The sequence below is a fragment of the Cellulomonas sp. P5_E12 genome, from assembly GCF_054049315.1.
Map to the genome: position 1 here is coordinate 1 of NZ_JBFUMP010000014.1, position 25647 is coordinate 25647.

Sequence of the window (25647 nt, forward strand, 5' to 3'; positions counted from 1 at the left end):
GTGTCCGCGGGCAGCCCGAGCACCGCCGCCGCGACGGCGGTCGGCAGGGCTGCCGCCTCGCGCAGCGCGGCCGTCCGGTAGCGGGCGGCGCCCGCCCGCCACGAGGCGACGAGGACCGCCGAGCGGACCTCGCTCGCGCGCTCKGCACCCGGGACGGCCGCGAGCAGCGAGCAGAAGAGCGCGAGGTCGCCGGCCCGGGCCACGGTCCRCGCGGCACCGCACACGGCCTCGACCGTGGCCGCCGGCTGGGTGCCCGCCAGGCCGGCGAGCCGCGGCAGCACGTCCAGCACCGCGGCCCGATCCGGGTCGCCCGCACCCCATCGGCCCCGCGCGGCGAGGTCCGTCACACGGGCGACCAGCGCCCGGCCGAGGACCGGGTCGAGCTCACCGCCTGCGGCCCACGCCCCACCGAGCTCCACGACCGCCGACCGCACGACGTCCCGGTCGGCGCCGCGCGCGAGCGCGCCCTGCAGCATCGCGTCGACGGCCGCCCGGTCCGCGAGCAGCCAGCGTCCGAAGCCGGAGCCCCGGTCGACGCCGACGCTCACGCCCCGCTCCACCGCAGCCACGTGAGGTACGCGGAGTACCTCTGGTGCGCGTACTTGAGGGCGAGCGCGTCCTCGAACAGGCTGCCGTGCAGCTTGGTGGCGTCCTGCCAGCCGGCGAGCACGCCCTCGATCTGCGCCAGACGGCGACGGACCTCGGCCTCACCGAGCCCGTCGAGACCCGCGGCGAGCTCGGCGAGGATGGCGCCCACCGGGTCGTCGGCGTCGAGCCCCTCGGCGTCGTACTGCCGGCACGCGGTGTCGAACAGGTCGCGGATCCACGACACCCGGTCGGTGCGCAGGGACTCGCGCTCGGGGTCGTCGAACGCGGTCGACTGCAGGTCGGGCTGCAGCTTGTCGTGCAGCACGAACGGCAGCACCGCGCGCAGGTCGTCGAGCGTGACCTCCGCGTTGCCGCGGAAGTAGGCCATGGCCTTGGCGTAGGCGACCAGCGACTGCAGGGCGCGGACGGACAGCCCGTTGAGCGTCTGGGAGCCGATGTCCGCGCGCTGGTCCCGGCCGGTGTCCAGGGCGGCCAGCAGGTGCGGGTCCTGACCCGCGAGCCGGGCGGTGTCCTTGGTGCGGTACTCCAGCTGCCGGGCCGCGCGCTCGAGCAGCTCGAGCTGGGACGCGAAGTACTCGAGCCGGCGGCGCACGTCGACCGGGATGGGCACCGCGGTGACCTCGCGGTGCAGGCGCTCGTGCTCGTCCGCGTCGAACACGATGGCCGGCGGCACGTTCTCCTCGGGGCGCAGGCCGCGCTCGGCCCGCTCGACCAGGTCGCCCACGAATCGCGAGTTGAACGACAGGGCCTTCACGACGACGTCGATGCGGTCGCGCAGGGCGTCGACGACCTGGAACGTGCCGCCGCCCGCGTCGTCGTTCGCGGTGAGGTACCAGGCCGCCGCGCCCGTCTCGTAGACCTGGTCGAACACCTCGACGTACCCGTCGGCGAGGACCGTGAGCAGGGCCGACTGCGTGCGGGTCGGGATGCGGTTGTACTCGTCGACGATCTTGACCCGCAGGCCGAGCCAGGACCGCCAGGCCACCTCGATGTCCGCCAGGCTCTCCGCGGCGACGAGGTCGCGCGGCAGCGGGGTGCCGAACATGTCCTGCACCGTGAGCTGCGGGTGGCCGTGCTGCATCGCGCGCCGCACCTCGCGCACCGGGTAGCCGGCGAGCACGCCCATGAGGATCGCGCTGGCCGTCTTTCCCCGCCCGGGACCGCCGACGAGCAGGCAGCGGCCGCGGACCGCGAACGTGAGCAGCGGCAGCAGGACGAACGACGAGTACGACTGGTCCGTCGGCAGGTCGACCTCGGCCTTGGAGTCACCGAGCCGGAAGTGGGTGCGCGCCCGGCTCGGGTCCTGGAACTCGACGTCGTAGTGCGGGCTGATGATCGCGTGGTTGACCATCCAGAAGTAGGCCTGCCGCAGCTTCTCGTCCAGCGGCGCCGGACCCGCGGCGACGGACCCGTCCGCGTCCGCGAAGAGCTGGTCGACGTCGAGGTCGAGCCGGTCCGCCGGGGCGGTGCGCGCGCCGGCGCGCGTGGGTGCCGCGGACACCTGGCTCAGGAACGGGTCATGGCGTGTGTCGGTCACGGAGGGGAGTCTCGCAGAACGCTCACGCGCGCAGTGTGACGACGTCACCGTTGCGCTGCTCGAGCGGCTCCGCGAGCGTGCGCGGCGTCGCGAGCAGCGGCTCGACCAGCGCGACCGCCCGGGCGAGGCGCTCCGCGGGGGTGCCCCGCAGCTCCACCCACGGCGCGGGCTGGGCGGCCAGCACCGCACGGAACCGGTCCTGCATCGCGTGCCGCAGGTGCTCGCCGTCACGCATCCCGTCCTGCACGAACGGGATCTCGTCGCCGGTGAGCAGATAGAGGTCGGGGATCCGCTCGGCCGCGAGCGCCGTGACCGTCGGTGAGGCGTGGCCGACGTAGCGCTCGTGCCAGACGGTGGTCGCCAGCACGTCGGTGTCGCAGACGAGAAGCGGGACCGGCGTCGCCGCGGCGGCGGCGTCCTCGCGGCGCGCCTGCTCGCGCGCCACCAGGTCGAACTCGGCCGTGTGCCAGGGTGCCGCGAGCCCGCCCGGCCGGACCTGCGACCACTCGCGGCCGAACTCGGCGACCGTCGGCAGCCCGAAGCGCGCGGTCAGGTCGTCGGCCAGCGTGGTCGTGCCCGTCGACTCGGCACCGAGCACGACGACGCGGCGCACGAACCAGGACCGGACCGGGGCCGGCAGCGCCCACCAGTACCGCGCGGGGTCGGCGCGCACCGCGCTCCCCGAGACCGGGGTCGCGCACCGGTCCGGGTCGACCTGCACCCACGCCGCACCCAGCCGCCGCGCCAGCTCGGCGCCATAGCGGTCGGAGGTGAACACCGCGTCGACGGGCGCGTCGAGCAGGTCGCGGATGACCCGCACGTGCGCGTCCCACGCGTCCGGGCTGCCGTAGTCGACGGGCGCGTCATCCAGACCGGCGACGACGTGCGCACCGGGCAGCTCGGCCCGCAGCCACGCGGCGCGCAGCTCGGGCGCGAGGCTCTCCTGGGACGACCCGAGCACCTGCACTGTCACGCGGTCGCACCGCGCCATCGCGGCCCGCACGAGCGCGAGGTGGCCGGCGTGCGGCGGGTAGAACTTGCCGATGACCAGGCCGTGGCTCATGCCGCCGCCGCGACCGGCACGAGGGCCGCCGCCTGCGCGGTCAGCGCGCGCCGCCATCGGACCACGCCCTGCACGCACAGGCCGATGAAGAGGGCGTAGAGCACGGCGGTCAGGTACAGCCCCTGGCTCGCGTACAGCCCGACCAGCAGGACGTCGGTGACGATCCACACCGCCCAGCTGCCGAGCCACTTGCGGCCCATCATCAGCTGCGCGACGAGACTCAGCGCTGTGGTGAGCGAGTCCCAGAACGGCGCGGCGGACGCGTCGGCCAGCAGCACCGTGAGCCCGGCGGTGACCCCGACCACGGCCACGGCGCCCACCACCCACGCCACCCGCGGCGCGCGTCGCACCTCGAGCACGCCGTGGTCCCGCCCGCCGCGCAGCCACCAGTACCAGCCGAGCCCGTTGAGGACCAGGTAGACCACCTGCAGGCCGGCGTTGGCGTACAGGCCGGCCGAGGTGAAGAGCACCAGGAAGAGCCCGGTATTGACGATCCCGACGGGGAAGTTCCAGACGTTCTCCCGGGCGGCGAGCCAGACGCACGCGGCGCCGGTGACGAACCCGAGGATCTCGACCCAGCCCACGCCGTCAGGTGGCCGACGCGACGACGGGCGGGAGCGCCGACCACGGGAACACGATCCACTTGTCCGTGCGCCGCCAGACGTAGTCGGGCTCGACGATGGACCGTGGCTTGGAGTAGAGCACCGCCGTGCGGGCCTCCTCGCAGTGCAGCGCCATGATCTTCTGCACGAGCGCGAGCGTCTCGCCGGTGTCGGCGACGTCGTCGACGACGAGCGCGCGCAGCCCGTGCATCGCGTCCGTGTCGAGCAGCGGCGGGAGCACGACCGGGTCGGGCAGGCGCTCGTCGATGCCCGTGTAGAACTCGACGTTCAGCGTGCCCACGGCCTTGGTGCCCAGCGCGTACGCGATCGCGCCGCCCGGCGGCAGTCCCCCGCGGGCCACGGCGATGACGATGTCGGGCACGAAGCCGTCGTCGACGACCGTCTGCGCGAGCTCCCGGGCCGCGGTGCCGAAGAGCTCCCAGTCGAGCACCTCCCGCTGGTCGGGCAGCTGCTGGCCGGGTGCGGTCTCCGTGGTCGCCATGGGGTCAGCCTACGAGCGGCGACGCCGGGCGCTCGACGCCCCGGGCATGATCGATGCGTGACCTCTCCCCTCGTCCTGCTCGACCTCGACGGCACGCTCATCGACTCCATCCCCGGCATCACGGCGTCCATCGCCGTGGCGTACCGCCGGTGCGGCCTGCCGGTCCCGACGACCGCGTCGATGAGGTCGTCCGGGCCTACCGCGAAGACTTCGGCGCGACGGGCATGCACGACGCGACGGTGTTCGACGGCGTCCCCGAGCTGCTGGCCGACCTGCGTGCGGCAGGCTGCCGGCTGGTCGTCGCGACCTCCAAGCCGGAGGTGTTCGCCGTGCCGATCTGCGCGGACCTCGTGCTCACCCCGCTGATCGACGGCATCTTCGGCGCATCGCTGGACGAGTCCGGCACCAAGGCCGACGTGATCGCCCGCGCGCTGGCCGCGGAACCGCACGCGCCGTCGCCCGCGACCACGCTGATGGTCGGCGACCGCGAGCACGACGTGCACGGTGCCCGCGCGCACGGCATCGACTGCGTGGGCGTGACCTGGGGGTACGCGGCGCCGGGTGAGCTCGCGGCCGCGGGTGCCGTCGCCGTCGTCGAGACCGTCGACGAGCTCCGGCGCACGGTCCTGGCCCGCGTCGGCGACGGGATTGCTCCGCGGGCTTGACCTTGACGCTGCGTCAACTCTTACCGTGGACCGCATGGAGGCTTCGATCCAGGAGGTCGCCCGGCTGACGGGCACCACCAGCCGCGCCCTGCGGCATTACGACGCGATCGGGCTGCTGCCGCCCAGCCGCGTGGGCGAGAACGGGTACCGGTGGTACGACGACCGCGCCCTGGTCCGGCTGCAGCGGGTGCTGTTGCTGCGCCGGCTCGGGCTCGCCCTGCCGGACATCCGGCGCGTGCTCGACCGCGAGCAGGACGAGACCGCCGCCCTGCGCCACCACCTGGACTGGCTGCGCGGCGAGCAGCGACGGCTGGAGCGGCAGGCCGCCTCTGTCGAACGGACCATCACCGCACGAGAGAACGGAGGGCCACTCATGGCCGAGGACATGTTCGACGGCTTCGACCACACCCAGCACAAGGAGGAGGTCGAGCGCCGCTGGGGCGCGGACGCCTACGCCACCTCCGACGGATGGTGGCGGGGCATGACCGACGACGAGCGCGCCGCCTGGAAGGCAACGACCGCGCAGCTGGCCACCGAGTGGGGCGCGGCCGCGTCCGCGGGCGCCGACCCGGCGTCCGACGAGGCGCAGGACCTCGCCCGGCGGCACGTCGCCTGGCTCGGCAGCATCCCCGGCACGCCCGGGCACGGCTCGACGCCCGTCAAGGAGTACGTGGTCGGCCTGGCCGAGATGTACGTGGCCGACCCGCGGTTCGCCGCCAACTACGGCGGCGAGGAGGGGGCGACGTTCGTCCGGGACGCGCTGCACGAGTACGCGGCGCGGCACCTCTGACGGACGCGGCCGCGCCGACGGCGCCACGTGGTGCCTGACGGACCAGGCCGCGCCGAGGTCGGCGGCTGCGCCGACGGCGCCAGCWGGTGCCGACGGCTCCCGGTATACCGGGGGCCGTCGGTACCTGCTGGCGCCGTCGAGGGGCTGGCTCGGCGTGCGAGCCGGGCGCGGGGGCGGCCCGCCGTGCGGGTCGTCGGGATGCAGCCTCGCCCACCGACAACCGGGCGGCTCGCGGTCGGCGGCCTTCAGGTCGTGCTGCGGATCGACCGTTGCCAGTCGGCGTGCAGCTCCGCGAAGTGGCCGCCCGCCGCGACCAGCCCGTCCGGGGTGCCGTCCTCGACGATCCGGCCGCCCTCGATGACGAGCACCCGGTCCGAGCCCATCACGGTCGAGAGCCGGTGCGCGATGACGACGCTCGTCCGGTCGGCGAGCAGGGTCTGCAGGCCCAGCTGCACGAGTGCCTCGCCCGGCACGTCGAGCGAGCTGGTCGCCTCGTCGAGGATCAGCAGCGCCGGGTCCGCCAGGAACGCGCGCGCGAACGACACGAGCTGTCGCTGCCCGGCGGAGAGCCGCACGCCGCGCTTGTCCACCTCGGTGTCGTATCCGTCGGGCATCGACGCGATGAGGTCGTGCACGCCGACCGCACGCGCGGCCGCCTCGATCTCCGCGGGCGTGGCGCCCGGCTTGCCGAGGGCGATGTTGGCGCCGACGGACCCCGAGAAGAGGTACGCCTCCTGGGTCACCATGACGACCGCCCGCCGCAGGTCCACGGGGTCGATGGACCGTAGGTCGAGGCCGTCGAGGCGGACCGCGCCCTCGCGGACGTCGTAGAACCGGGCGAGCAGCTTGGCGATGGTCGACTTGCCGGCACCGGTCTCCCCGACGAGCGCGAGCGACTGGCCGGCGGGGATGTGCAGGTCGACGTGCGGCAGCACGGTCGGGCCGGTGCCGTAGCCGAACTCCACGCCGTCGAACCGCACGTCGCCCCGGGCGTCCGCCAGCCTGGTCGGGTGCGTCGGGTCGGGCACGGTCGGCTCCTCGGCCAGCAGGGAGGCGACCTTCTCGAGGGCCGCCGTCGCCGACTGGAACGAGTTGTAGAACATGCCGATCTGCTGGAGCGGGCTGAAGAACCGGCGCGCGTACAGCACCGCCGCGACCAGCACGCCGACCTCGATCCCGCCGTCCAGTGCGCGCAGACCGCCGACCAGCAGCACCGCGGCGACCGTGACGTTCCCGATGAGCGTCAGTCCGGTGTCGAAGACGCCGTTGAGCCGGATCGACTCCGCGGTGGAGCCCCGGTAGTCCTCCGCCAGCCCGCCGTACACGCCCTCGACCTGCGGCTCGCGGCGGAACGCCTGCACCGCGCGGATGCCCGTCATGGTCTCGACGAACCGCACGATGAGCCGCGCCGCCGCCGTGCGCTGCTTGCGGTACTGCAGCTGCGAGCGGACTTGGAACCAGCGGGTGAGCACCACGCCCGGGACCACCGCGATGAGCAGCACCAGGCCGCTGCGCCAGTCGAGCAGCACCAGCGACACCGCGGTGAACACCATCGCGAGCACGCTCGAGGCCAGCGTGGTGACGCCGCCGTCGAGCAGCTCGCGCAGCGCGTCGACGTCGGAGGTCTGCCTCGAGATGATCCGGCCCGACGTGTACTTCTCGTGGAACTCCAGGCTGAGCAGCTGCGTGTGCCGGAAGACCCGGCGACGCAGGTCGAGCAGCATCGTCTGGCTCACCCGCGCCGACGCACGGACGGTCGCCGCCGTGAGCACACCGCCCAGCAGGGCGGCGGTGAGGTACCCGAGCGTCGCGAGCGTGATCGGCCGCGCGTCACCGGCGGTGAGCGCAGGCAGCGCGTGGTCGATGCCGTACGCGACGAGCGCCGGACCGGCGACCGCGGCGAGCTGCGAGCCCACCACCAGGGCGGCGGTCCACCATGCTGGGCCGGCGACGGGCCGCAGGAGGAGGCCGAGCAGCGCGAGCGAGCGGCGCCGGATCCGTCGCGACTCGGCCTTGGTGCTCTCGTCCTCGAACCCCTCGGAGGTCACGAGGCTGGCCGGCGCGGTCATCGGTGCACCGCCGTCAGGTCGTCCGCGTCGTCCAGCGCCGACAGCGCGGTGAGCACGTACCGGTAGTGGGGGTGGCTGGTCAGCAGGTCCGCGTGCCGCCCGACCCCCGTGATCCGCCCGTCCTCGAGCACGGCGACCCGGTCGGCCAGGGCGACCGTGGAGGGCCGGTGGGCGACGACGAGGGTCGTGGTGCCGGTCAGCATCTGGCGCAACCGCGCCGTGACCGCCGCCTCCGTGGTGACGTCGAGCGCCGAGAGCGGGTCGTCCAGCAGCAGCACGCGCGGCCGGACGGCGATGGCGCGGGCCAGGGCGACGCGCTGCCGCTGACCGCCCGAGAGGCTGAGTCCCTCCTCGCCGATCACCGTGTCGAGCCCGTCGGGCAGCCCGTAGGCGAAGCCGGCCCGCGCCACGTCGAGCGCCTCGGTGACCAGCTCGTCGGCCTCGGGCCCGGTGAGGTCCGTGCCGAGCAGCACGTTCTCGCGCACCGACGCGGAGAACAGGATCGGGTCCTCGAACGCGACCGACACCGCAGCGCGCAGGTCGGCGCGCGTGAGGTCCCGGACGTCGACGCCGTCGATCCGGACGCTGCCCGCGGTCACGTCGTAGAGCCGCGGGACCAGCTGCAGCAGGGTCGTCTTGCCGCTCCCGGTGAGCCCGACCAGGGCCATGGTCTCCCCCGGCTCGAGCACGAGGTCGATGCCCGCGAGGATGTCGGACCCCCCGCGCGGCTTCCCCTCGGCGTCGACGCCGCGCGGGTGCCCGAAGTGGACGCCGCGCAGCTCGACGCGCGAGCCCGCCGGGTCGGCGGGCGGCAGCTGCGCCGGCGTCGCGGGGTCGCGCACCGCCGAGCCCGTGTCCATGACCTGGAGGTACCGGTCGGTCGCCGCCTTGGCGTCGAGCGTCATCGCGAGCAGCATGCCGAGCCGCTCCACGGGGCTGTTCACCACCGCCGCCGTGGCGAAGAACGCGACCAGCGCGCCGACGCTCAGCTCCCCGCGCGAGGTGAGCACGACTCCGAGGCCGAGCGAGACCGCGAGGATCGCCTCCGGGATCGCACTCAGTGCGAACGACACCCGGGACTGCGTGCTGGCCTTCTGCACCTCGACCGCGCGCAGGGCGGCCGCCTGCCGCGCGAAGTCCTCCAGGGCGTCGTCACCGCGCCCGAACGCCTTAAGCACGCGGATGCCGTGCACCGACTCCTCCACGGTCGTGGCGAGGTCGCCCGCCTGGTCCCGAGCCTGGCGCGCGACCACCTTGTAGTTCTCACGGAAGCGGAACCCGAGCCAGATCATGGGCACCGCACCCACCAGGTAGACCAGCCCGAGCACCCAGCTGGTCCACATCATCAGCCCGATGCCGACCACGACGGTGGTCGAGCTGACCAGCAGCATCACCAGTCCGAACACTGTCCACCGTCGGATGGTGCTGAGGTCCGACATCACGCGGGACAGCAGCTGCCCGCCCGACCAGCGGTCGTGGAACTCCACGGGCAGGTCGAGCAGGTGGCGGAACAGGTCGGTGCGCATGTCGCGCTCCACCGCGGTGCCGGGCGTGAGGATCAGGGCGCGCCGGCACCAGACAAGGAATGCCTCGAGCACCCCGAGGGCGAGCACGACGAGCGCGCCGAGCACGACGCCCCGCTGCGACCCCTCGCTCAGCAGCGGACCGTTGACGATGACGCGCAGCACCTGCGGCACCGCCAGCGCGAGGAGGCTGGCGCCGAGCGCCGTCAGCCCGCCGAGCGCGATCCGGGGCAGCGCGGGCCGGGCCCAGTGGCGCAGGCGCAGGAGGACCCGGGTGGTGGAGTCGGGAGTGGCGGACCGTGCGGGTGGAGCAGAAGGCACCCTTGCACCCTACGTACGACCTCCGACAGTTGCCCGACCGATCCGACCCTCGGGACGGTCAGGCGCCGGTGCGCGCGATCTTGTTGTTGCTCGCCTGCGCGCGCGGACGGACCACCAGCAGGTCGATGTTCACGTGCGCGGGGCGGCTCAGCGACCACGCGATGGCGTCGGCGATGTCGTCCGCCACCAGCGGCTCGTAGCCCGCGTAGACGGCGGCCGCCCGCTCGCTGTCCCCGTCGAACCGCACCATCGAGAACTCCTCGGTGGCCACGGCACCGGGCGCGATCTCGATGATCCGGATGGGCTCGCCCAGGATCTCCCAGCGCAGCGTCGTCGCGAGCATCCGCTCGGCGTGCTTGGCGCCGACGTACCCGGCGCCGCCCTCGTACGTGCCGTGCGCCGCGGTCGACGTCACGACGACGATGTCGCCGCCGTCCCCGTCGCGCAGCTGCGGGAGCAGCGCCTGCGTGACGCGCAGGGTGCCGAGCACGTTGAGCTCGTACATCTGCCGCCAGTGCTCGAGGTCCGACGACTCGACGGGGTCGAGCCCGAACGCGCCGCCCGCGTTGTTGACCAGCGCGTCGAGCGGGCCGCCGGCCGCCACGTGCGCGGCGAGCCGCGCGACGTCGGCGTCGTCCGTGACGTCGGCGACGACGATGTCGGCGCCGGTCTCGTCGGCCAGCGCCTGCAGGCGGTCCGCACGACGGGCGGTCGCGACGACGTCCCAGCCCTCGGCGCGCAGGCGGCGGACGGTCGCGGCGCCGATCCCGGAGGAGGCGCCGGTGACCAGGGCGCGTCGGGGCGTGACTGTGCTCATGAAGAACTCCAGAAGGTCGTGGTGGGGACTGGGCGAAAGGCTAGGCGACCTCGGCGAGCACCTCGGTCAGCAACGCGAGCCCGGTCGCCGCCTCGTCGGCAGTCACGACGCACGGCGGGACGACGTGCACCCGGTTGTCCGCGAGGAACGGGAGCAGGCCGCGGGCCAGCGCCCCGGCCTTGATCCGTCCCATGAGGGCGGCGTCGACGGGCTCCCGCGTCGCCTGGTCCTTGACCAGCTCCACGGCCCAGAACACCCCGAGCCCGCGGACCTCACCGACGAGCGGGTTCTTCTCGGCGAGCTCCGCGAGCCCCGGCCCGAGCACGTCGCGACCGATCGCCGCAGCGTTCTCGATGATGCCCTCGTCGGCCATCGCGTCCAGCGTCGCGACGATCGAGCTCATGGCCAGGGGGTGGCCCGAGTAGGTCAGGCCGCCGGGGAACACGCGGTCCTCGAACGTCGCCTCGATCGGGTCGCTGAGGATCACGCCGCCCGCCGGGACGTAGCCCGAGTTGACGCCCTTCGCGAAGGTGATGAGGTCCGGGACGACGTCGAACCCGTCGAAGGCGAACCACTGCCCGGTCCGGCCGAAGCCGGCCATGACCTCGTCGAGGATCAGCAGGATGTCGTACCGGTCGGCGATCGCGCGGACGCCCGCGAGGTAGCCGGGCGGCGGCACGAGCACGCCGGCCGTGCCGGGGATCGTCTCCAGCAGGATCGCCGCGACCGACCCCGGCCCCTCGGCCTGGATCACGCGCTCGAGGTGGTGCAGCGCGCGCTCGCTCTCCTGCTCCGGTGTGGTCGCCCAGAACTCCGAGCGGTAGAGATACGGCCCGAAGTGGTGCACGTGCGCGCGGGCGAACTCGTTGGGCACGCGCCGCCAGTCCCCCGTCGCGACCACGGCCGCGCCGGTGTTGCCGTGGTACGAGCGGTACGCCGACACCACCTTGTCGCGGCCCGTGTGCAGGCGCGCCAGCCGGATGGCGTTCTCGTTGGCGTCGGCCCCGCCGTTGGTGAAGAACACGCTGGAGAACCCGTCGGGCGCGTGGCTCAGCACCTTCTGGGCGGCCCGGCCGCGCGTGAGGTTCGCCGTGGCCGGCGCCACCGTGGTGAGCGTCGCCGCCTGCTCCTGGATCGCCGCGACGACCTTCGGGTGCTGGTGGCCGATGTTCGTGTTCACCAGCTGGCTGGAGAAGTCGAGGTACCGACGGCCGGCGTGGTCCCAGACGGTCGAGCCGAGCCCACCCGCGATGACCATCGGGTTGAGGTGGGCCTGCGCCGACCACGAGTGGAAGACGTGGTCCCGGTCGAGCCGCAGCGCGGTGGCGTCGTCGTCGGTGGTCATGGTGCCTCTCCTTGGTGGTGCGGGCTCACGCGCGGGCGCCGTGGCCGACGCCCGCGCGTGAGGGGTTACTTGCCGCCGGCCTCGAGTGTGACGTCGATCGGCTCGAACTCCTCGCCGGACACGTCGATGCCCTCGTCCATGAGATCCGCCAGCGCCCGCGCGACGTAGTCGTTGGTGTACGCGTCGGCGTCGGGCTCAGCCGTGATGACCGTCGCTCCCTGGTCGTTCTTCGTCTTCAGAGCGACGTCGACGGTCTGCTTCCAGGCCGCCTCGTCGATCCTGCCGATGCCGTCCGGCGACGGCCAGATCAGCTTGTTGATCTCGTTGGTCYGCCACAGCTGGTGGCTGGCGCCCAGCTGCGAGCCCTGGGCCACGACGATGTCCCGGGCCATCTCCGGGTAGTCCCGCGCGTAGATCCAGCCCTTGAGGCTCGCCTTGATGAACTTCACGGTCTGGTCCTGGTAGTCCTTGTCGTTCGCGAGCTTCTCGGAGTTCGCCCAGATGGCATCCTGGAGCATCGCGGTGCCCTCCTCGTTCCAGTTGACCTCCGTGAAGTCCTCAGGCGTGTACAGCTCGCCCGTGTCGGGGTTCTCGGCCTCGAGCAGCTGCGCGTACTCGTTGTAGGTCATGGCCTGCGCGGCATCGATGTCGCCCGCCAGGAGCGCGTTCATGTCGAACTGCTGCTGGACCAACGTGACGTCCGTGGCCGGGTCGAGGCCCGCCTTCGTGATGCCGGCGAACAGCTCGAACTCGTTGCCGTAGCCCCAGTTGCCCACCTTCTTGCCCTCGAGGTCGGCGGCCGTGGTGATGTCCTTGTCCTTGAACGCGACCTGCAGGGTGCCGGACCTCTGGAAGATCTGCGCGACGTCGGTGATGCCGGCGCCCTGCTCGCGCGACGCCAGCGCCTTGGGCACCCACGCGATCGCGTAGTCGACCGAGCCGTCGGCGAGCACCGACTGCGGCACGATGTCCGTGCCGCCCTCGACGATCTGGACGTCGAGCCCCTCGTCGACGTAGTAGCCCTTCTCGACCGCCGCGTAGTAGCCGGCGAACTGGGCCTGGGTGAACCACTGCAGCTGGAGCTTGACCGGGATGAGCACCTCGGAGCTCATCGAGGGTTCATCCCCGGCATCCCCGCCGTCGTCGGAGCTGCATCCGGTCAGGACGAGCGCGGCGGCGACGCCGACCACGCCCCACGCAGTACGCCTGGTGAGTCTCATCGTCAGTCCTCTCGTTGGGCTGTGCTGTGCGGATCGGCCGGCCTGGCGGCGGTGGCAGGCGGACGTGTCTAGCCCCCTTGACGCCTCGCGACCGCGCGCTCGAGCGCGAGCGTCGCGAGGTAGAACACGAGCCCCAGCAGGATGGCGCCGAGGACGAAGGCCCAGGCCCGGGCGTAGGCGCTGTTCGACGCCGCCGACGTGATCCGGGAGCCCAGGCCGTTCTGCAGACCGCCGAAGTACTCGGCGACGATCGCGGCGATGACGGCCGTCGAGGACGCGATCCGCAGGCCGGTGAACAGGTACGGCAGCGCACCGGGGATCGTCACCGTGCGCGTGATCTGCCGGGGGGTCGCCGCGTACGCCCTGAGCAGGTCGCGGTGCACCGGCTGGACCTGCCGCAGCCCGCGCAGGGTGTTGACGAACACCGGCGCGAACACCACCACGGACACCACGATCCGCCGCGGCGTGGTCGAGGTCGTCCCGAACATCGTGTTCAGCGCGGGCGCGAGCGCGACGATCGGCATCACGGACAGGGCCGCCGCGGTCGGGGACAGCAGGGTGTCCGCCATGCGGCTGCGCGCCGCCACGATCGCCGCGCCGATGGCCACGAGGCCGCCGACGATCAGCCCGACCAGCACGTTGAGGCCGGTGGCCACGGCGGCCTGCCAGACGAGCGGGACGACGAGGAGCAGCTGTTCCAGGATCGCGGTCGGGCTCGGCAGCAGGTAGGGCTTGATCCCCGTGCCGACGACGATCGCCTGCCACACGAGGAGGGCGACGATGCCGAGCGCGACCGGGGCGACCCAGCGGCGGACGGTGGCGCCGGTCATCGCAGGTCCCTGCCGCGCGCGGTGACCGGGGCGCCGTGCAGCGCCTCGCGGACCGCGGTGACCGCCGCGAAGAACGACGCGTCCTCCCGGAGCTCCTCGCCGCGGTCGGCACCGAGGTCGACCGGGACCACGGCGCTGATCCGCCCGGGCCGCGGCGACATGACGACCACCCGCTGCGACAGGAACACCGCCTCGGGGATCGAGTGCGTGACGAACACGACCGCGGCGCCGCTCTCGGCGCAGATCCGGACCAGCTCGGTCTGCATGCGCTCGCGGGTCATCTCGTCGAGCGCCCCGAACGGCTCGTCCATCAGCAGCATGCTCGGCCGCTCGGCGAGCGCGCGGGCGATGGCGACGCGCTGCTGCATGCCGCCCGACAGCTGGTGCGGGAAGTGCCCCGCGAAGTCCCCCAGCCCGACGAGGTCCAGCAGCTCGACCACCCGCGTCGCGCGCTCCGCCTTGCCGACGCCGTGCAGCTCGAGCGGCAGCTCCACGTTCGCGGTGACGGTCCGCCACGGCAGCAGCCCCGCCTGCTGGAACGCGATGCCGTAGTCCTGCGCCTCCCGCGCCTGCTGCGGGGTCTTGCCGAACACCGTGATCTGGCCGGACGTGGGGACGTCGAGGTCGGCGATCAGCCGCAGCAGCGTCGACTTGCCGCAGCCCGAGGGCCCGATGAGCGAGACGAACTCCCCCGCCGCGACGGACAGCTCGATGCCCTCGAGCGCCGTGACGTCGCCGGACCGCGACGAGAAGACCTTGCCGACGCCGGTCGCCGTGACGGCGGTCGTCGCCGGGCTCGTCGTGCTCGCGTCGTTCATCTGACCTCCGCGTAGCGGTAGCGGCCCAGGCCGAGCCCGAGCAGGGACACCAGGCCGGCGGCGACCAGCCCGAGCAGCGCGGCCGCGATGATCGCGGCCCACGGCTTGGCGGGATCGCCGCTGGCGGACTGCGCGTAGCCGATGATCAGCCGCCCGATGCCGCCCTTGGTGCCGGTGGACACCTCGGCGACGATCGCGCCGACCACGGCCGTCGCCGCACCGAGCCGCAGCGCGGGCAGCAGGTACGGCACGCTCGCCGGCAGCCGCAGCGAGACCAGCGTGCGGCTCCAGCTCGCCGCCAGGGACCGGTAGAGCTCGACCTGCGCGGCGGGTGGCGACTGGAAGCCCCGCAGCGCGCCGATGGTCACCGGGAAGAACGCCAGGTAGCTCGCGATGAGCGCCACCGACATCCAGCGCTGCCACTCGAGCCCGCCGAGGTGGATCCGGCCGCCCCAGCCGACCACCAGCGGGGCGAGCGCGATGAGGGGCACGGTCTGGCTCAGCACGGCCCAGGGCACGAGCGCGGACTCGGCCAGCTGCGACCGCTGCATGAGCGCCGCGAGCAGCAGCCCACCGATCGACCCCAGCAACCAGCCCGCGAGCGCGACCCGCAGGGTGAACCAGCAGGCCGTGAGCATCGCGCTCAGCACCGTCGGCGAGCCGGCGGCCGACGTCTCCGGCTGGAGCACCCGCTGCCCGATGGCCCACACGTGCGGCATGGCGACGTCGTCGGTGCGCGGCAGCAGGCTCGCGCCGCCCACGTAGCCACCGGCGTCGGGGACGACGACCTTCACCAGCTCCCACAGCGCGGCGAGCAGGAGGACGGCGAGCAGGCCGACGACGACGCGCCGCCCGGCTCCCCCGCGACGGGCACGACCGGGCACGGGCACCGGTGCGGTGCGCTCCGGCGCGAGCGTCGTCGCGAGATCGGTCATGCGGTGGCCACGACCGGGGTCGCCAGCGCGGGGATGACGTGCTCGCCGTACACGCGCATCGTCTCCTCCTTGTTGTCGTGCTGGAGGTAGCCGGCGAACTGCGTCACGCCCAGGTCGCGCAGGGCCTCGAGCCTCTCGACGTGCTCGCTGGAGTCGCCGAGGATGCAGAACCGCTCGACGATCTCGTCGGGCACGAAGGCCGCGTGCGTGTTCCCGGCGCGGCCGTGCTCGTTGTAGTCGTAGCCCTGGCGCCCCGCGATGTAGTCCGTGAGCGCCGTGGGCACCGACGAGTCGGCCCCGTACCGGGCGACGATGTCGGCCACGTGGTTGCCGACCATCCCGCCGAACCAGCGGCACTGCTCGCGCATGTGCGCTCTGCTGTCGGGCGAGTCGTCCCCGATGTACATCGGGGCGGCGATGCAGAACTGGATCGAGTCGGGGTCGCGGCCCACCTTCTCGGCCGCGTCGCGCACCACCTTGATGGTCCACGCGGCGATGTCGGGGTCGGCCAGCTGCAGGATGAACCCGTCGCCCACCTCGCCGGTCAGCTGGAGCGCGAGGGGCCCGTAGGCGGCGACCCAGATGTCCAGCGCCGACCCGCGCGACCACGGGAAGTGCACCTTCGCGCCGTTCACCTCCACCGACCGGTCGTTGGCCAGCTCGCGGATCACGTGCACGGCCTCACGCAGCGTCGCCAGGTTGGACGGCCTGCCGTGCAGCGTCCGCACCGCCGAGTCGCCGCGCCCGATCCCGCAGATGGTCCGGTTGCCGTACATCTCGTTGAGGGTGGCGAACAGCGACGCGATGACCGTCCAGTCCCGGGTGGCGGGGTTCGTCACCATGGGTCCGACCATGACCTTGCGGGTGGCCGCGAGGATCGCCGAGTAGATGACGAACGGCTCCTGCCACAGCAGGTGCGAGTCGAAGGTCCACACGTGGCTGAACCCGTGGGTCTCCGCCAGGCGGGCCAGCTCGACCGTCCGCGACGCGGGCGGGTTCGTCTGCAGGACGACGCCGAAGTCCATCTCAGTCCGATCTACAGGAGGTACTGGGACAGGCCGCGCGGCGCGTACTGCCCGTGCCCGGCGCGCCCGTGGTAGCCGGACTCGTCCACCACGACGGACCCGCGAGACAGGACGACGTCGACGTGCCCGTCGATCTCGTACCCCTCCCACGCGGAGTGGTCCATGTTCATGTGGTGCGTCTTGCCCACCCCGATCGACGTGTGTCCGGCCGGGTCGTAGACCACGACGTCGGCGTCGGCACCCGGGGCGATGACGCCCTTCTTGCCGTACAGGCCGAACATGCGCGCGGGTGTCGTCGAGGTGAGCTCCACCCACCGCTCGAGCGTGATCTGCCCGGTGGCGACCCCCTGGTACATGAGGTCCATCCGGTGCTCGATCGAGCCGATCCCGTTGGGGATGGCGCGGAAGTCCCCGACGCCCAGGTCCTTCTGGCCCTTCATGCAGAAGGGGCAGTGGTCCGTGCTGACCATCTGCAGGTCGTTGGTCCGCAGCGCCTGCCACATGTGCTCCTGGTGACCCTCGGCCCGCGAGCGCAGCGGCGTGGAGCACACCCACTTGGCGCCCTCGAAGCCCGGTGCGCCCAGCTGCTCCTCGAGGCTCAGGTACAGGTACTGCGGGCACGTCTCGCCGAACACGTTCTTGCCGTTGTCCCGCGCCCACGCCAGCTGCGCGACGGCCTGCTTGGCACTGACGTGCACCACGTAGAGCGGGGCGCCCGTGACGTCCGCCAGCATGATCGCCCGGTGCGTGGCCTCCTCCTCCAGCTGCCAGGCACGCGCGATGCCGTGGTAGTAGGGATCGGTCTTGCCCTGCGCCACGAGCTGCGCGGCCAGCACGTCGATGGCCGGCCCGTTCTCCGCGTGCATCATGGTGAGCAGCCCGAGGTCGGCCGCCTTCTGCATCGCGCGCAGGATCTGGGCGTCGTCGGAGTAGAAGACCCCCGGGTAGGCCATGAAGAGCTTGTAGCTCGTGATCCCCTCGGCGACCAGGCCTTCCATGGCCTTGAGCGAGTCGTCGTCCACGCCGCCGATGATCTGGTGGAAGCCGTAGTCGATCGCGCAGTTGCCCGCGGCCTTCTCGTGCCAGGCGCCGAGCCCGTCCATGACCCGCTCCCCCGTGCGCTGCACGGCGAAGTCGATGATCGTCGTCGTGCCGCCCCACGCGGCGGCCCGCGTCCCCGTCTCGAACGTGTCCGAGGCGTTGGTGCCGCCGAACGGCAGCTCCATGTGGGTGTGCGCGTCGATGCCGCCCGGGATGACGTACTTGCCGGTCGCGTCGACGACCTGGTCGACGTTCGCGGCGAGGTCGAAGCCCAGCAGGGTCGAGCCCGGGCTGAGCACCGCGGCGACCGTCTCGCCGTCGATGAGCACGTCCGCGGCCGTCCGCCCCGTCGCGCTGACGAGGGTGCCGCCGGTGATGAGGGTCTTCATCTCACGCTCCTCGTTCTCAGGGCGCCACGATCGGGCCGTAGGCCTCGGGTCGGCGGTCGCGGAAGAACTGCCACCGTTCCCGCACGATCCGCACCTGGTCCAGGTCGAGGTCGCGGACCAGCAGCTGATTCTCGCTCGACGAGCCCACCTCGCCGACGTAGTTGCCGTCGGGGCCGACCGCGTACGACGAGCCGTAGAAGTTGACGGCCTGGTCGCCGTACTCGTTGTCCTCGAGGCCGACGCGGTTGTTGGCGACGACGAAGTAGCCGTTGGCCACGGCCGCGGCCGGCTGCTCGATCTCCCAGAGCTTGTTGGAGATGCCGGGCGCCGTGGCGTTCGGGTTGAACACGATCTCCGCGCCGTTCAGCGCCAGCACGCGCCAGCCCTCGGGGAAGTGGCGGTCGTAGCAGATGTTCACGCCGATCTTGCCGACGGCGGTCTCGAACACCGGGTACCCGAGGTTGCCGGGCCGGAAGTAGAACTTCTCCCAGAACTTGGGCAGGTTCGGGATGTGGTGCTTGCGGTACTTGCCGAGGTAGGTGCCGTCGGCGTCGATCACCGCGGCCGTGTTGTACAGGACGCCGGGCTGCTCCTCCTCGTACACGGGGAGCACGATGACGATGCCCAGCTCCTTGGCCAGCGCGGAGAACCGCTCCGTCGTCGGGCCCGGCACCGACTCCGCGTAGTCGTAGTACGCGGTGTCCTGCGTGATCCCGAAGTACGGGCCGTAGAAGAGCTCCTGGAAGGCGATGATCTGGGCGCCCTGCGAGGCGGCCTCCCGGGTCCAGGCCTCGTGGAGCGCGGTCATCGACTCCTTGTCGCCCGTCCAGGTGGCCTGGGTGAACGCGACGCGTACGACGGTCATAGGGCTCCTCCGCATCTCTGTCCTCGACCGGCCTCGGAGCCCCACGTGGCGCCTGAGTGCCCGTTCTTGGCACCGTAGCCTGGAATGTGACTGTCGGGGTTGAACATTTCTGCGGCGTTACTCCCCGTTACCTGGGCGCGAACATCGATGACGCCCACGTAAACACTTCGGCCCACGAGCGGGCGCGACGCCCGAGCGGCCCGGACTGCCCTCGGCGGACGGGCATCCTGACCCGCATGGACCTCGCCGCGTACGTCGACGACCGAAGTCCGCGGGGGATCGCCGCGACCGTGGCGCGCCTGGTCCGCGGCGGTGACCTGCGCCCCGGCGACCGCCTGCCCACGGTCCGGACCCTCGCCGCCGAGCTCGGGGTCAGCCCGGCGACCGTGAGCGGGGCGTGGCAGGCGCTCGCCGCGGTCGGCATCGTCATCTCCCGCGGGCGGGCCGGCACGGTGGTGCTCCCGCCGCCCGCGAGCTGGTTGCCGCCGCGTTACCGCGACCTCGCCGGCGGCGCCCCCGCCCGGCTCGACCTCTCCACCGGCACCCCGGACCCCGAGCTCCTCCCGCTCATCGGTCCGGCGCTCGCCCGGGTCGCGCTCCAGCGCCCGGCCGCCGACACCGGCGCCTACCTCGCCGCACCCGTCGTCCCGGCCCTCGAGGAGCTGTTGCGCGAGTCGTGGCCGTTCGCCGCCCAGCGGCTCACGGTCGTCGACGGCGCCCTCGACGCGATCAGCCGGGTCCTCGAACGCGTCGCGAGCTACGGCTCGCGGGTGGCCGTCGAGGACCCCGGCTTCCCGCCGCTCTTCGACCTGCTCGACCAGCTGGGCCTCGAGCGGGTGCCGGTCACGCTCGACCGCCAGGGCATGCGTCCCGACGAGCTGGACCGGGCGCTCGAGGGCGGCGCCGGCGTCGTGGTCCTGCAACCCCGTGCGCACAACCCGACGGCGGTGAGCATGACCTCGACCCGCGCCCGCGAGCTCGCCGCGGTCCTGCGTCGGCACGGCGCGCTCGTCGTCGAGGACGACCACTCCGGCGAGATCGCGTCGGCCCGCGACGTCAGCCTCGGTGCCCTGCTGCCCGACCGCGTGGTCCACGTCCGCTCGTACTCCAAGTCCCACGGCCCGGACCTGCGGATCGCCGCCGTCGGAGGCCCCGCCGCGGTCCTCGACGGCATGGTGGCCCGCAGGATGCTCGGTCCGGGCTGGACCAGCCGCCTGCTGCAGCACGTCCTCGTCGACCTCCTCACCGACGGCGCCGCCATCGAGGCCGTCGCCCACGCGCGCCGCGTCTACTTCGCCCGCCGCCGTGCCCTGCGCGAAGCCCTGGCCACCCACGGCATCGCCCTCGAGCCCGGCGACGGCATCAACCTCTGGCTCCCGGTCCACGACGAGCGGACCGCCCTGGTCCGGCTCGAGGCCGCGGGCATCCGCGTCGCCCCCGGCTCACCGTTCTCCGCCGAGGGTCCGCCTGCACAGACCGACGCGACCGGCGACCACGTCCGCGTCACGGTCGGCCTGCTGGGCAGCGAGGTCGACGACGTCGCCCGCGCGCTCGCGCTCGCAGCCGCCCCCTGACCATGGCCTCCGCGAGTGCAGCCCCGGCGCGACGCCACCCGCCGCCGGCACTCCCGCCATCGACGGCGCCATCTACGCCCGACGGCGCCCGGTGGAACGGGCGCTGTCGGCAGTACCGGGCGCCGTCGGCGGACTCGACCGACGACGCCCCGGTTGCAGACCTCCCAGGTCAGAGGCCTACTCTGTGCGCGGAACCTGGCCGGATGTGGTCGGGGCGTGCTGCCCGGCTGTGGGCGGCCCTCCGGAGGTGCGACGTGCACCCCACCCTCAGCGCGAGCGACCCGCCGCCGCGCGCCCCACGAACCCCGGAGCCAAGCATCCCCATGCGCAGAACTCGGATCGCCGTCGTCGCCGTCGCGGCCGCGGCAGCCCTCGCCGCCTGCTCGGCCCAGGCCGCGCCGGACGTCGCGAGCACCCCGTCGACCACGAGCACGGCGTCCTTCGCTCCCGTCACCCTCGACAACTGCGGCACGACGGTGACCGTCGACGCGCCCCCGACGAAGGTCGTCACGATCAAGTCGACGGCGACTGAGATGCTGCTCGCGCTCGGCCTGCAGGACGCCATGATCGGCACGGCGTTCGCCGACGGCCCGGTGCCGGACGACCAGCAGGCGGCGTACGACCAGATCCCGGTGATCTCGGACAAGGTGCCGGGCCAGGAGGCGTTGCTCGCCCTCGAGCCGGACTTCGTCTACGGCGGCTGGGAGTCGAACTTCTCGGCCGACGGCGTCGGCGACCGCGCCACCCTGCAGGACCTCGGCATCGGCACCTACGTCTCCCCCGCGGCGTGCAAGGAGAAGGGCTACATGCCCGACCCGCTGACGTTCGAGAAGGTGGACGACGAGATCCGCGAGGTCGCCGCCGTCTTCGGCGTGCAGGACCGGGCGGAGGAGCTCATCGCCGAGCAGAAGGCGACGCTCGCGAGCGCCACGCAGCCGACGAGCGAGACGACGGCCCTCTGGTACAGCTCGGGCTCCGACACCCCGTACGTGGGGGCGGGCATCGGCGCGCCGCAGATGATGATGGACGCCGCGGGTCTGACCAACATCTTCGCGGACGTGCACGACACCTGGACGTCGGCGGGCTGGGAGCAGGTCGTCGCGGCGGACCCGGACGTCATCGTGCTCGTCGACGCCAGCTGGAACACGGCTGCCAAGAAGATCGAGCTGCTCGAGGCCAACGCCGCGACCAACCAGCTGACCGCCGTCAAGGAGCACCGGTACCTGACCATCCCGTTCCCGGCGTCCGAGGCCGGCGTGCGCAACGCGGACGCGGTGAAGTCGCTCGACGACCAGCTCGCCGCGCTGGGGTGAAGGGCCGGACACCGCTGACGCTGCTGGTCACGGCTGGCGTCGCGGCCCTCGTCGTGACCGTGCTGGTGGCCGTGACCATCGGCCCCGCCGACCTGAGCGTCGCCGAGGTGGCCCGCAGCATCGGCGGGCACCTGGGGCTCCCGGTCGAGAGCGTCTCGCGCCTGCACGACGCGATCGTCTGGGACCTGCGCCTGCCCCGCGTGCTGACGGCGGCCGCGGTCGGCGCCGGCCTCGCGCTCGCCGGCGCCGTGATGCAGAGCCTGACCCGCAACCCGCTGGCGGACCCGTACCTGCTCGGCCTGTCGTCGGGCGCGTCGCTGGGTGCCGTGGCGGTGCTCGTCGTGGGCGTGAGCGTCCTGCTGCCGGTCGCGGCGTTCGCGGGGGCGCTCCTCGCGCTCGTCGCGACCCTCGCGCTCGCCCGCACCGGCGGCACGCTGGCGCCGGGCCGGACCGTGCTGGCCGGTCTCGCGGTCTCGCAGCTCGCCGCCGCAGGCACCAGCTTCGTCATCTTCTGGACCGCCACGGGCGACTCCTACCGCGAGATCCTCAACTGGCTGCTCGGCTCGTTGGCGGGGGCCACCTGGGGCTCGGTCGCGACCGCGGGCGTCGCGGTGCTCGTCGTCGGCGCGGTCCTGATCCTCAGCTCCACACGCCTCGACGCGTTCGCCTTCGGGGACACGTCGGCCGCGGCCCTGGGCATCGACGTCAACCGCACCCGGTGGACGCTGATGACCGTCGTCGCGCTGCTCACGGGGGCGATGGTCGCGGTCAGCGGCGCGATCGGATTCGTCGGCCTGATCCTGCCCCACGCGGTCTCCTCGCTCACCGGGCCCGCGCACCGCCGGCTGCTGCCCGTCGCCGCGCTCAGCGGTGCGGTCTTCCTGGTCTGGGCCGACACGCTCGCGCGCACCCTCTTCGACCCGCGTGAGCTGCCCGTCGGCATCGTGACGGCCCTCATCGGTGTGCCGGTGTTCGCCTACCTGCTGCGGCGCGGGAAGGGGACGGCATGGACCTGACCCTCGACGGCGTCGGCACCCGCCTGGGCGGACGGTGGGTGGTGGACGGCATCGACGCGACCCCGCCCCACGGCCATCTCACCGGCCTGCTCGGCCCCAACGGCGCGGGCAAGACGACGCTGCTCCGGCTCATCGCGGGCCTGCTGCCACCCGAGAAGGGTGCTGTCCTGGTCGAGACCACGCCCGTCCACCACTTGCCGAGGAGGGGCCGGGCGCAGCGGATCGCCCTGCTCGAGCAGGAGTCGACGAGCACGATCCCGCTCACGGTCCGCGAGGTCGTCTCGCTCGGCCGCATCCCGTACCGGACGATCTGGGGCAGCGATCCCGACGACGCGGCGATCGACCGCGCCCTGGTGAGCGCCCAGGCGGACCACCTCGCCGACCGCCCGTGGTCCTCGCTGTCCGGCGGCGAGCGGCAGCGCGTCCAGATCGCCCGCGCGCTCGCGCAGGAGCCCGACCTGCTGCTCCTCGACGAGCCCACGAACCACCTCGACGTCAGCGCGCAGCTCAGCCTGCTCGCGTTCGTCCGGGACCTGGGCACGACGACCGTCGCGGCCCTGCACGACCTCAACCTGGCCGCCGCCTTCTGCGAGCACGTGCTCGTCCTGGCCGACGGGCACCTCGCGGMCGCCGGCCACCCGCGCGACGTGCTGGTGCCCGACCTCCTGCGCGAGGTGTACGGCGTCGAGGCCGACGTCCTCGAGCACCCCCGGACCGGTCGTCCGGTGATCGCGTTCCACGAACCCTCCAGGGAGCCCCGATGAAGGTCACCGTCCTGTCCGGCGGCGTCGGCGGCGCGCGCTTCACGCGCGGGCTGCGAGAGCTCGCCGACACCGAGATCACGGTGATCGCCAACACCGGCGACGACATGTGGCTGCACGGCGTGCGGGTGTGCCCCGACCTCGACACGCTGATGTACACGCTCGGCGGCGCGGTGCACGAGGACCAGGGCTGGGGCCGGCGCGACGAGTCCCGGCGCGTGAGCGACGACCTGCAGGCGTACGGCCTGGGCTGGGAGTGGTTCACGCTCGGCGACCTCGACCTGGCGACGCACCTGGCCCGGACCGAGCTCCTCCGGGGCGGGCTGCCGCTCTCGGGCGTCACCGCCCGGCTGGCCGACCGCTGGCAGCCCGGCGTCACGCTGCTGCCGATGACCGACGACGAGGTGGAGACGCACGTCGTCGTCGAGGACGGCCGGACGATCCACTTCGAGGAGTGGTGGGTCCGGCACCGGGCCGCGCTGCCCGCCAAGCGGTTCGTCCAGACGAACGTGGCGACGGCCCGACCGGCGCCCGGCGTGCTGGAGGCGATCGCCGACGCCGACGTCGTCGTGATCCCGCCGTCGAACCCGGTGGTCTCCGTCGGCACGATCCTCGCGATCCCGGGGATCCGCGACGCGCTGCGCACCACGGCCGCGCCGGTGGTCGGGGTCAGCCCGGTGATCGGCGGCGCCCCTGTGCGGGGCATGGCCGACGCCTGCCTGGCGGCCATCGGCGTCGAGACGACCGCGCTCGCCGTGGCGCAGCACTACGGCCGCCGGCCGGACGGGATCCTCGACGCGTGGCTGGTCGATGCGCGCGACGCCGACGCGGTCGTTGCGCTGCGCGCCGCGGGACTGACCGCCCGCGCCGTCGACACCCTCATGACCGACCTGCCGACGACCGCCCGCATCGCGACAGACGCCCTCGCGCTGGTGGGCCGCTAGGGCCCGAACGGGTGCTCGACGCGGGACGCCGTCACGACGCGGTGCACGAAGTCGAGCTTGCCGGCGACGGGCTTGGAGATGGTGAACGGGTACAGGTCGTGCTTGCCCATCGCGCGGTTGACGCGGTTGAGGAACGTGGCCAGCGGGAGCCAGTCGGCCAGGACCTCCTCCATCGTCGCGTCGGCATAGCTGGTGCGCGGGCGCACCTCACCGTCGGGGAACTGCGGGACGCCCTCGACCTGCACGGTCAGCCGGCCGGCGGCCGCCGTCTGCAGGGTGCCCGTGAGGTGCAGGTAGTGGGCGAACGACTCCGCGAAGTCCTCCCACGGGTGCATCGTCGCGTACTCCGAGATGAAGCTCTCCGCCCAGTCCCGCGGTGCCCCCGTGCGGTAGTGCCGGGCGATCGCGTCGCGGTAGGAGGCGCGCTCGTCGCCGAAGATCGTGCGGCACTCGTCGATCCAGTCGGTCTGCTCGACCAGGATCCACTCGTAGTAGTGCCCGACCTCGTGCCGGAAGTGGCCGAGCATCGTCCGGTACGGCTCCCCGAGGCTGATCCGCAGCGCCTCGCGGTGCGCGTCGAGGGACTCCGCGAGGTCGATCGAGATGATCCCGTTCGCGTGCCCGATCGGCACCCGCGCACCGTCGGAACGCGACGAGAGCAGGTCGAACCCGAGACCGCCGGGCCTCTCGTGCCAGGGCACGACGGGGAGCCCGAGATCGGCGAGCTGCACGAGCAGCCGGCGTTCGTCGGTCGAGGCCTTCGCCAGCTTCTCCAGCGCGAGGGTGTCGTCGTTGCTCGGGCGGGTGCGGATCAGCCGGCACGCGACGCAGCGACCGGCACCCGAGTCTGCGGCGGCGAGCCAGTTGCAGCCCCAGCTCCGGTTGGTGCACGGGAACCACCAGGTGCCGTCGATGTCGGTGCCCTGCTCGGGCGCCGGGCGCATCGCCAGCGTCGGCGGGTGCAGCCCCATCTGCAGGCCGCAGGCGTCGCACGCGGTGGTCTCGATGAAGGCGACGCTCTCGCAGCGGGGGCAACGGTAGAGGAGCACGCGGCCGACGCTAGCCCACGCGCG

General features: G+C 73.0%; 24 protein-coding genes. 7 read left to right on the top strand and 17 right to left on the bottom strand.

Annotation, left to right across the window (positions count from 1 at the left end):
- The 5 genes from ACXJKA_RS12575 to ACXJKA_RS12595 form a co-directional block, all read right to left on the bottom strand.
- The coding region (locus ACXJKA_RS12575) for a hypothetical protein (RefSeq protein WP_456825543.1) at positions 1–548 on the bottom strand (548 nt) is incomplete at its 3' end.
- Positions 545–2146, bottom strand: a complete 1602-nt coding sequence (locus tag ACXJKA_RS12580; protein ID WP_456825544.1) for an ATPase — start codon at positions 2144–2146, stop codon at positions 545–547. The genes ACXJKA_RS12580 and ACXJKA_RS12575, both read right to left, overlap by 4 nt.
- A gap of 22 nt (positions 2147–2168) precedes the next feature.
- A complete protein-coding gene (locus tag ACXJKA_RS12585) occupies positions 2169–3209 on the bottom strand; it encodes an AAA family ATPase (RefSeq protein ID WP_456825545.1) in 1041 nt (346 codons plus the stop codon).
- On the bottom strand, positions 3206–3793 hold the full coding sequence (gene pnuC / locus ACXJKA_RS12590) for a nicotinamide riboside transporter PnuC (RefSeq protein ID WP_456825546.1): 588 nt from the start codon (positions 3791–3793) through the stop codon (positions 3206–3208). Before pnuC ends, ACXJKA_RS12585 begins: the two co-directional genes overlap by 4 nt.
- Positions 3794–3797: 4 nt before the next feature.
- Positions 3798–4313, bottom strand: coding sequence for a phosphoribosyltransferase (locus ACXJKA_RS12595; RefSeq protein ID WP_456825547.1), 516 nt, complete (start codon positions 4311–4313; stop codon positions 3798–3800).
- 149 nt (positions 4314–4462) lie between these two features.
- Between ACXJKA_RS12595 and ACXJKA_RS12600 the strand changes: the two genes are divergently transcribed.
- Positions 4463–4978, top strand: a complete 516-nt coding sequence (locus tag ACXJKA_RS12600; protein WP_456825548.1) for an HAD hydrolase-like protein — start codon at positions 4463–4465, stop codon at positions 4976–4978.
- Between the two features lie 34 nt (positions 4979–5012).
- A complete protein-coding gene (locus ACXJKA_RS12605; protein WP_456825549.1) occupies positions 5013–5768 on the top strand; it encodes a MerR family transcriptional regulator in 756 nt (251 codons plus the stop codon).
- A 245-nt stretch (positions 5769–6013) separates the two neighbouring features.
- Here the strand turns inward: ACXJKA_RS12605 and ACXJKA_RS12610 are convergent, their stop codons facing one another.
- The 11 genes from ACXJKA_RS12610 to ACXJKA_RS12660 all read right to left on the bottom strand — a co-directional run bounded on the left by ACXJKA_RS12610 (position 6014) and on the right by ACXJKA_RS12660 (position 18966).
- Positions 6014–7837: an ABC transporter ATP-binding protein gene (locus ACXJKA_RS12610; protein ID WP_456825550.1), complete on the bottom strand. Its 1824-nt coding sequence runs from the start codon at positions 7835–7837 to the stop codon at positions 6014–6016.
- Positions 7834–9681, bottom strand: coding sequence for an ABC transporter ATP-binding protein (locus ACXJKA_RS12615; RefSeq protein ID WP_456825551.1), 1848 nt, complete (start codon positions 9679–9681; stop codon positions 7834–7836). The genes ACXJKA_RS12610 and ACXJKA_RS12615 overlap by 4 nt, the downstream gene beginning before the upstream one ends.
- Before the next feature lie 58 nt (positions 9682–9739).
- Positions 9740–10498 carry an SDR family oxidoreductase gene (locus ACXJKA_RS12620; protein WP_456825552.1) on the bottom strand — a complete coding sequence of 253 codons (759 nt, stop codon included), beginning with the start codon at positions 10496–10498 and terminating at the stop codon, positions 9740–9742.
- Positions 10499–10538: 40 nt separating this feature from the next.
- Positions 10539–11843 carry an aminotransferase class III-fold pyridoxal phosphate-dependent enzyme gene (locus ACXJKA_RS12625; RefSeq protein WP_456825553.1) on the bottom strand — a complete coding sequence of 435 codons (1305 nt, stop codon included), beginning with the start codon at positions 11841–11843 and terminating at the stop codon, positions 10539–10541.
- A 65-nt stretch (positions 11844–11908) separates the two neighbouring features.
- The gene (locus ACXJKA_RS12630; RefSeq protein WP_456825554.1) at positions 11909–13063 is read right to left on the bottom strand and encodes an ABC transporter substrate-binding protein; all 1155 of its coding nucleotides are present in this window, start codon (positions 13061–13063) and stop codon (positions 11909–11911) included.
- Between the two features lie 68 nt (positions 13064–13131).
- Positions 13132–13893, bottom strand: a complete 762-nt coding sequence (locus ACXJKA_RS12635) for an ABC transporter permease (protein WP_456825555.1) — start codon at positions 13891–13893, stop codon at positions 13132–13134.
- Positions 13890–14711, bottom strand: coding sequence for an ABC transporter ATP-binding protein (locus ACXJKA_RS12640; RefSeq protein WP_456825556.1), 822 nt, complete (start codon positions 14709–14711; stop codon positions 13890–13892). Before ACXJKA_RS12640 ends, ACXJKA_RS12635 begins: the two co-directional genes overlap by 4 nt.
- Complete coding sequence (locus ACXJKA_RS12645) at positions 14708–15646, bottom strand: ABC transporter permease (protein WP_456825557.1); 939 nt, start codon at positions 15644–15646, stop codon at positions 14708–14710. Before ACXJKA_RS12645 ends, ACXJKA_RS12640 begins: the two co-directional genes overlap by 4 nt.
- Positions 15643–16671: a TIGR03842 family LLM class F420-dependent oxidoreductase gene (locus ACXJKA_RS12650; protein ID WP_456825558.1), complete on the bottom strand. Its 1029-nt coding sequence runs from the start codon at positions 16669–16671 to the stop codon at positions 15643–15645. Before ACXJKA_RS12650 ends, ACXJKA_RS12645 begins: the two co-directional genes overlap by 4 nt.
- A gap of 11 nt (positions 16672–16682) precedes the next feature.
- Positions 16683–18101, bottom strand: a complete 1419-nt coding sequence (gene hydA / locus ACXJKA_RS12655) for a dihydropyrimidinase (RefSeq protein WP_456825559.1) — start codon at positions 18099–18101, stop codon at positions 16683–16685.
- Positions 18102–18117: 16 nt separating this feature from the next.
- Positions 18118–18966 (bottom strand): nitrilase-related carbon-nitrogen hydrolase, encoded by an 849-nt coding sequence (locus tag ACXJKA_RS12660; protein WP_456825560.1) that lies wholly within the window; start codon positions 18964–18966, stop codon positions 18118–18120.
- Between the two features lie 236 nt (positions 18967–19202).
- Here ACXJKA_RS12660 and ACXJKA_RS12665 point away from each other — a divergent pair, with 236 nt between their 5' ends.
- From ACXJKA_RS12665 to cofD, 5 genes are all read left to right on the top strand, one after another.
- Positions 19203–20540: an aminotransferase-like domain-containing protein gene (locus ACXJKA_RS12665; RefSeq protein WP_456825561.1), complete on the top strand. Its 1338-nt coding sequence runs from the start codon at positions 19203–19205 to the stop codon at positions 20538–20540.
- 323 nt (positions 20541–20863) lie between these two features.
- Positions 20864–21853, top strand: coding sequence for a putative F420-0 ABC transporter substrate-binding protein (locus tag ACXJKA_RS12670; RefSeq protein ID WP_456825562.1), 990 nt, complete (start codon positions 20864–20866; stop codon positions 21851–21853).
- Positions 21850–22869 carry a putative F420-0 ABC transporter permease subunit gene (locus tag ACXJKA_RS12675; RefSeq protein ID WP_456825563.1) on the top strand — a complete coding sequence of 340 codons (1020 nt, stop codon included), beginning with the start codon at positions 21850–21852 and terminating at the stop codon, positions 22867–22869. Before ACXJKA_RS12670 ends, ACXJKA_RS12675 begins: the two co-directional genes overlap by 4 nt.
- The gene (locus tag ACXJKA_RS12680) at positions 22860–23633 is read left to right on the top strand and encodes a putative F420-0 ABC transporter ATP-binding protein (protein ID WP_456825564.1); all 774 of its coding nucleotides are present in this window, start codon (positions 22860–22862) and stop codon (positions 23631–23633) included. Before ACXJKA_RS12675 ends, ACXJKA_RS12680 begins: the two co-directional genes overlap by 10 nt.
- Positions 23630–24574 (top strand): 2-phospho-L-lactate transferase, encoded by a 945-nt coding sequence (gene cofD, locus ACXJKA_RS12685; RefSeq protein WP_456825565.1) that lies wholly within the window; start codon positions 23630–23632, stop codon positions 24572–24574. Before ACXJKA_RS12680 ends, cofD begins: the two co-directional genes overlap by 4 nt.
- Here cofD and ACXJKA_RS12690 read toward each other — a convergent pair.
- Positions 24571–25623 carry a zinc-binding metallopeptidase family protein gene (locus tag ACXJKA_RS12690; RefSeq protein ID WP_456825566.1) on the bottom strand — a complete coding sequence of 351 codons (1053 nt, stop codon included), beginning with the start codon at positions 25621–25623 and terminating at the stop codon, positions 24571–24573. The two genes, cofD and ACXJKA_RS12690, sit on opposite strands and share 4 nt — an antisense overlap.
- Positions 25624–25647 lie beyond the last annotated feature (24 nt).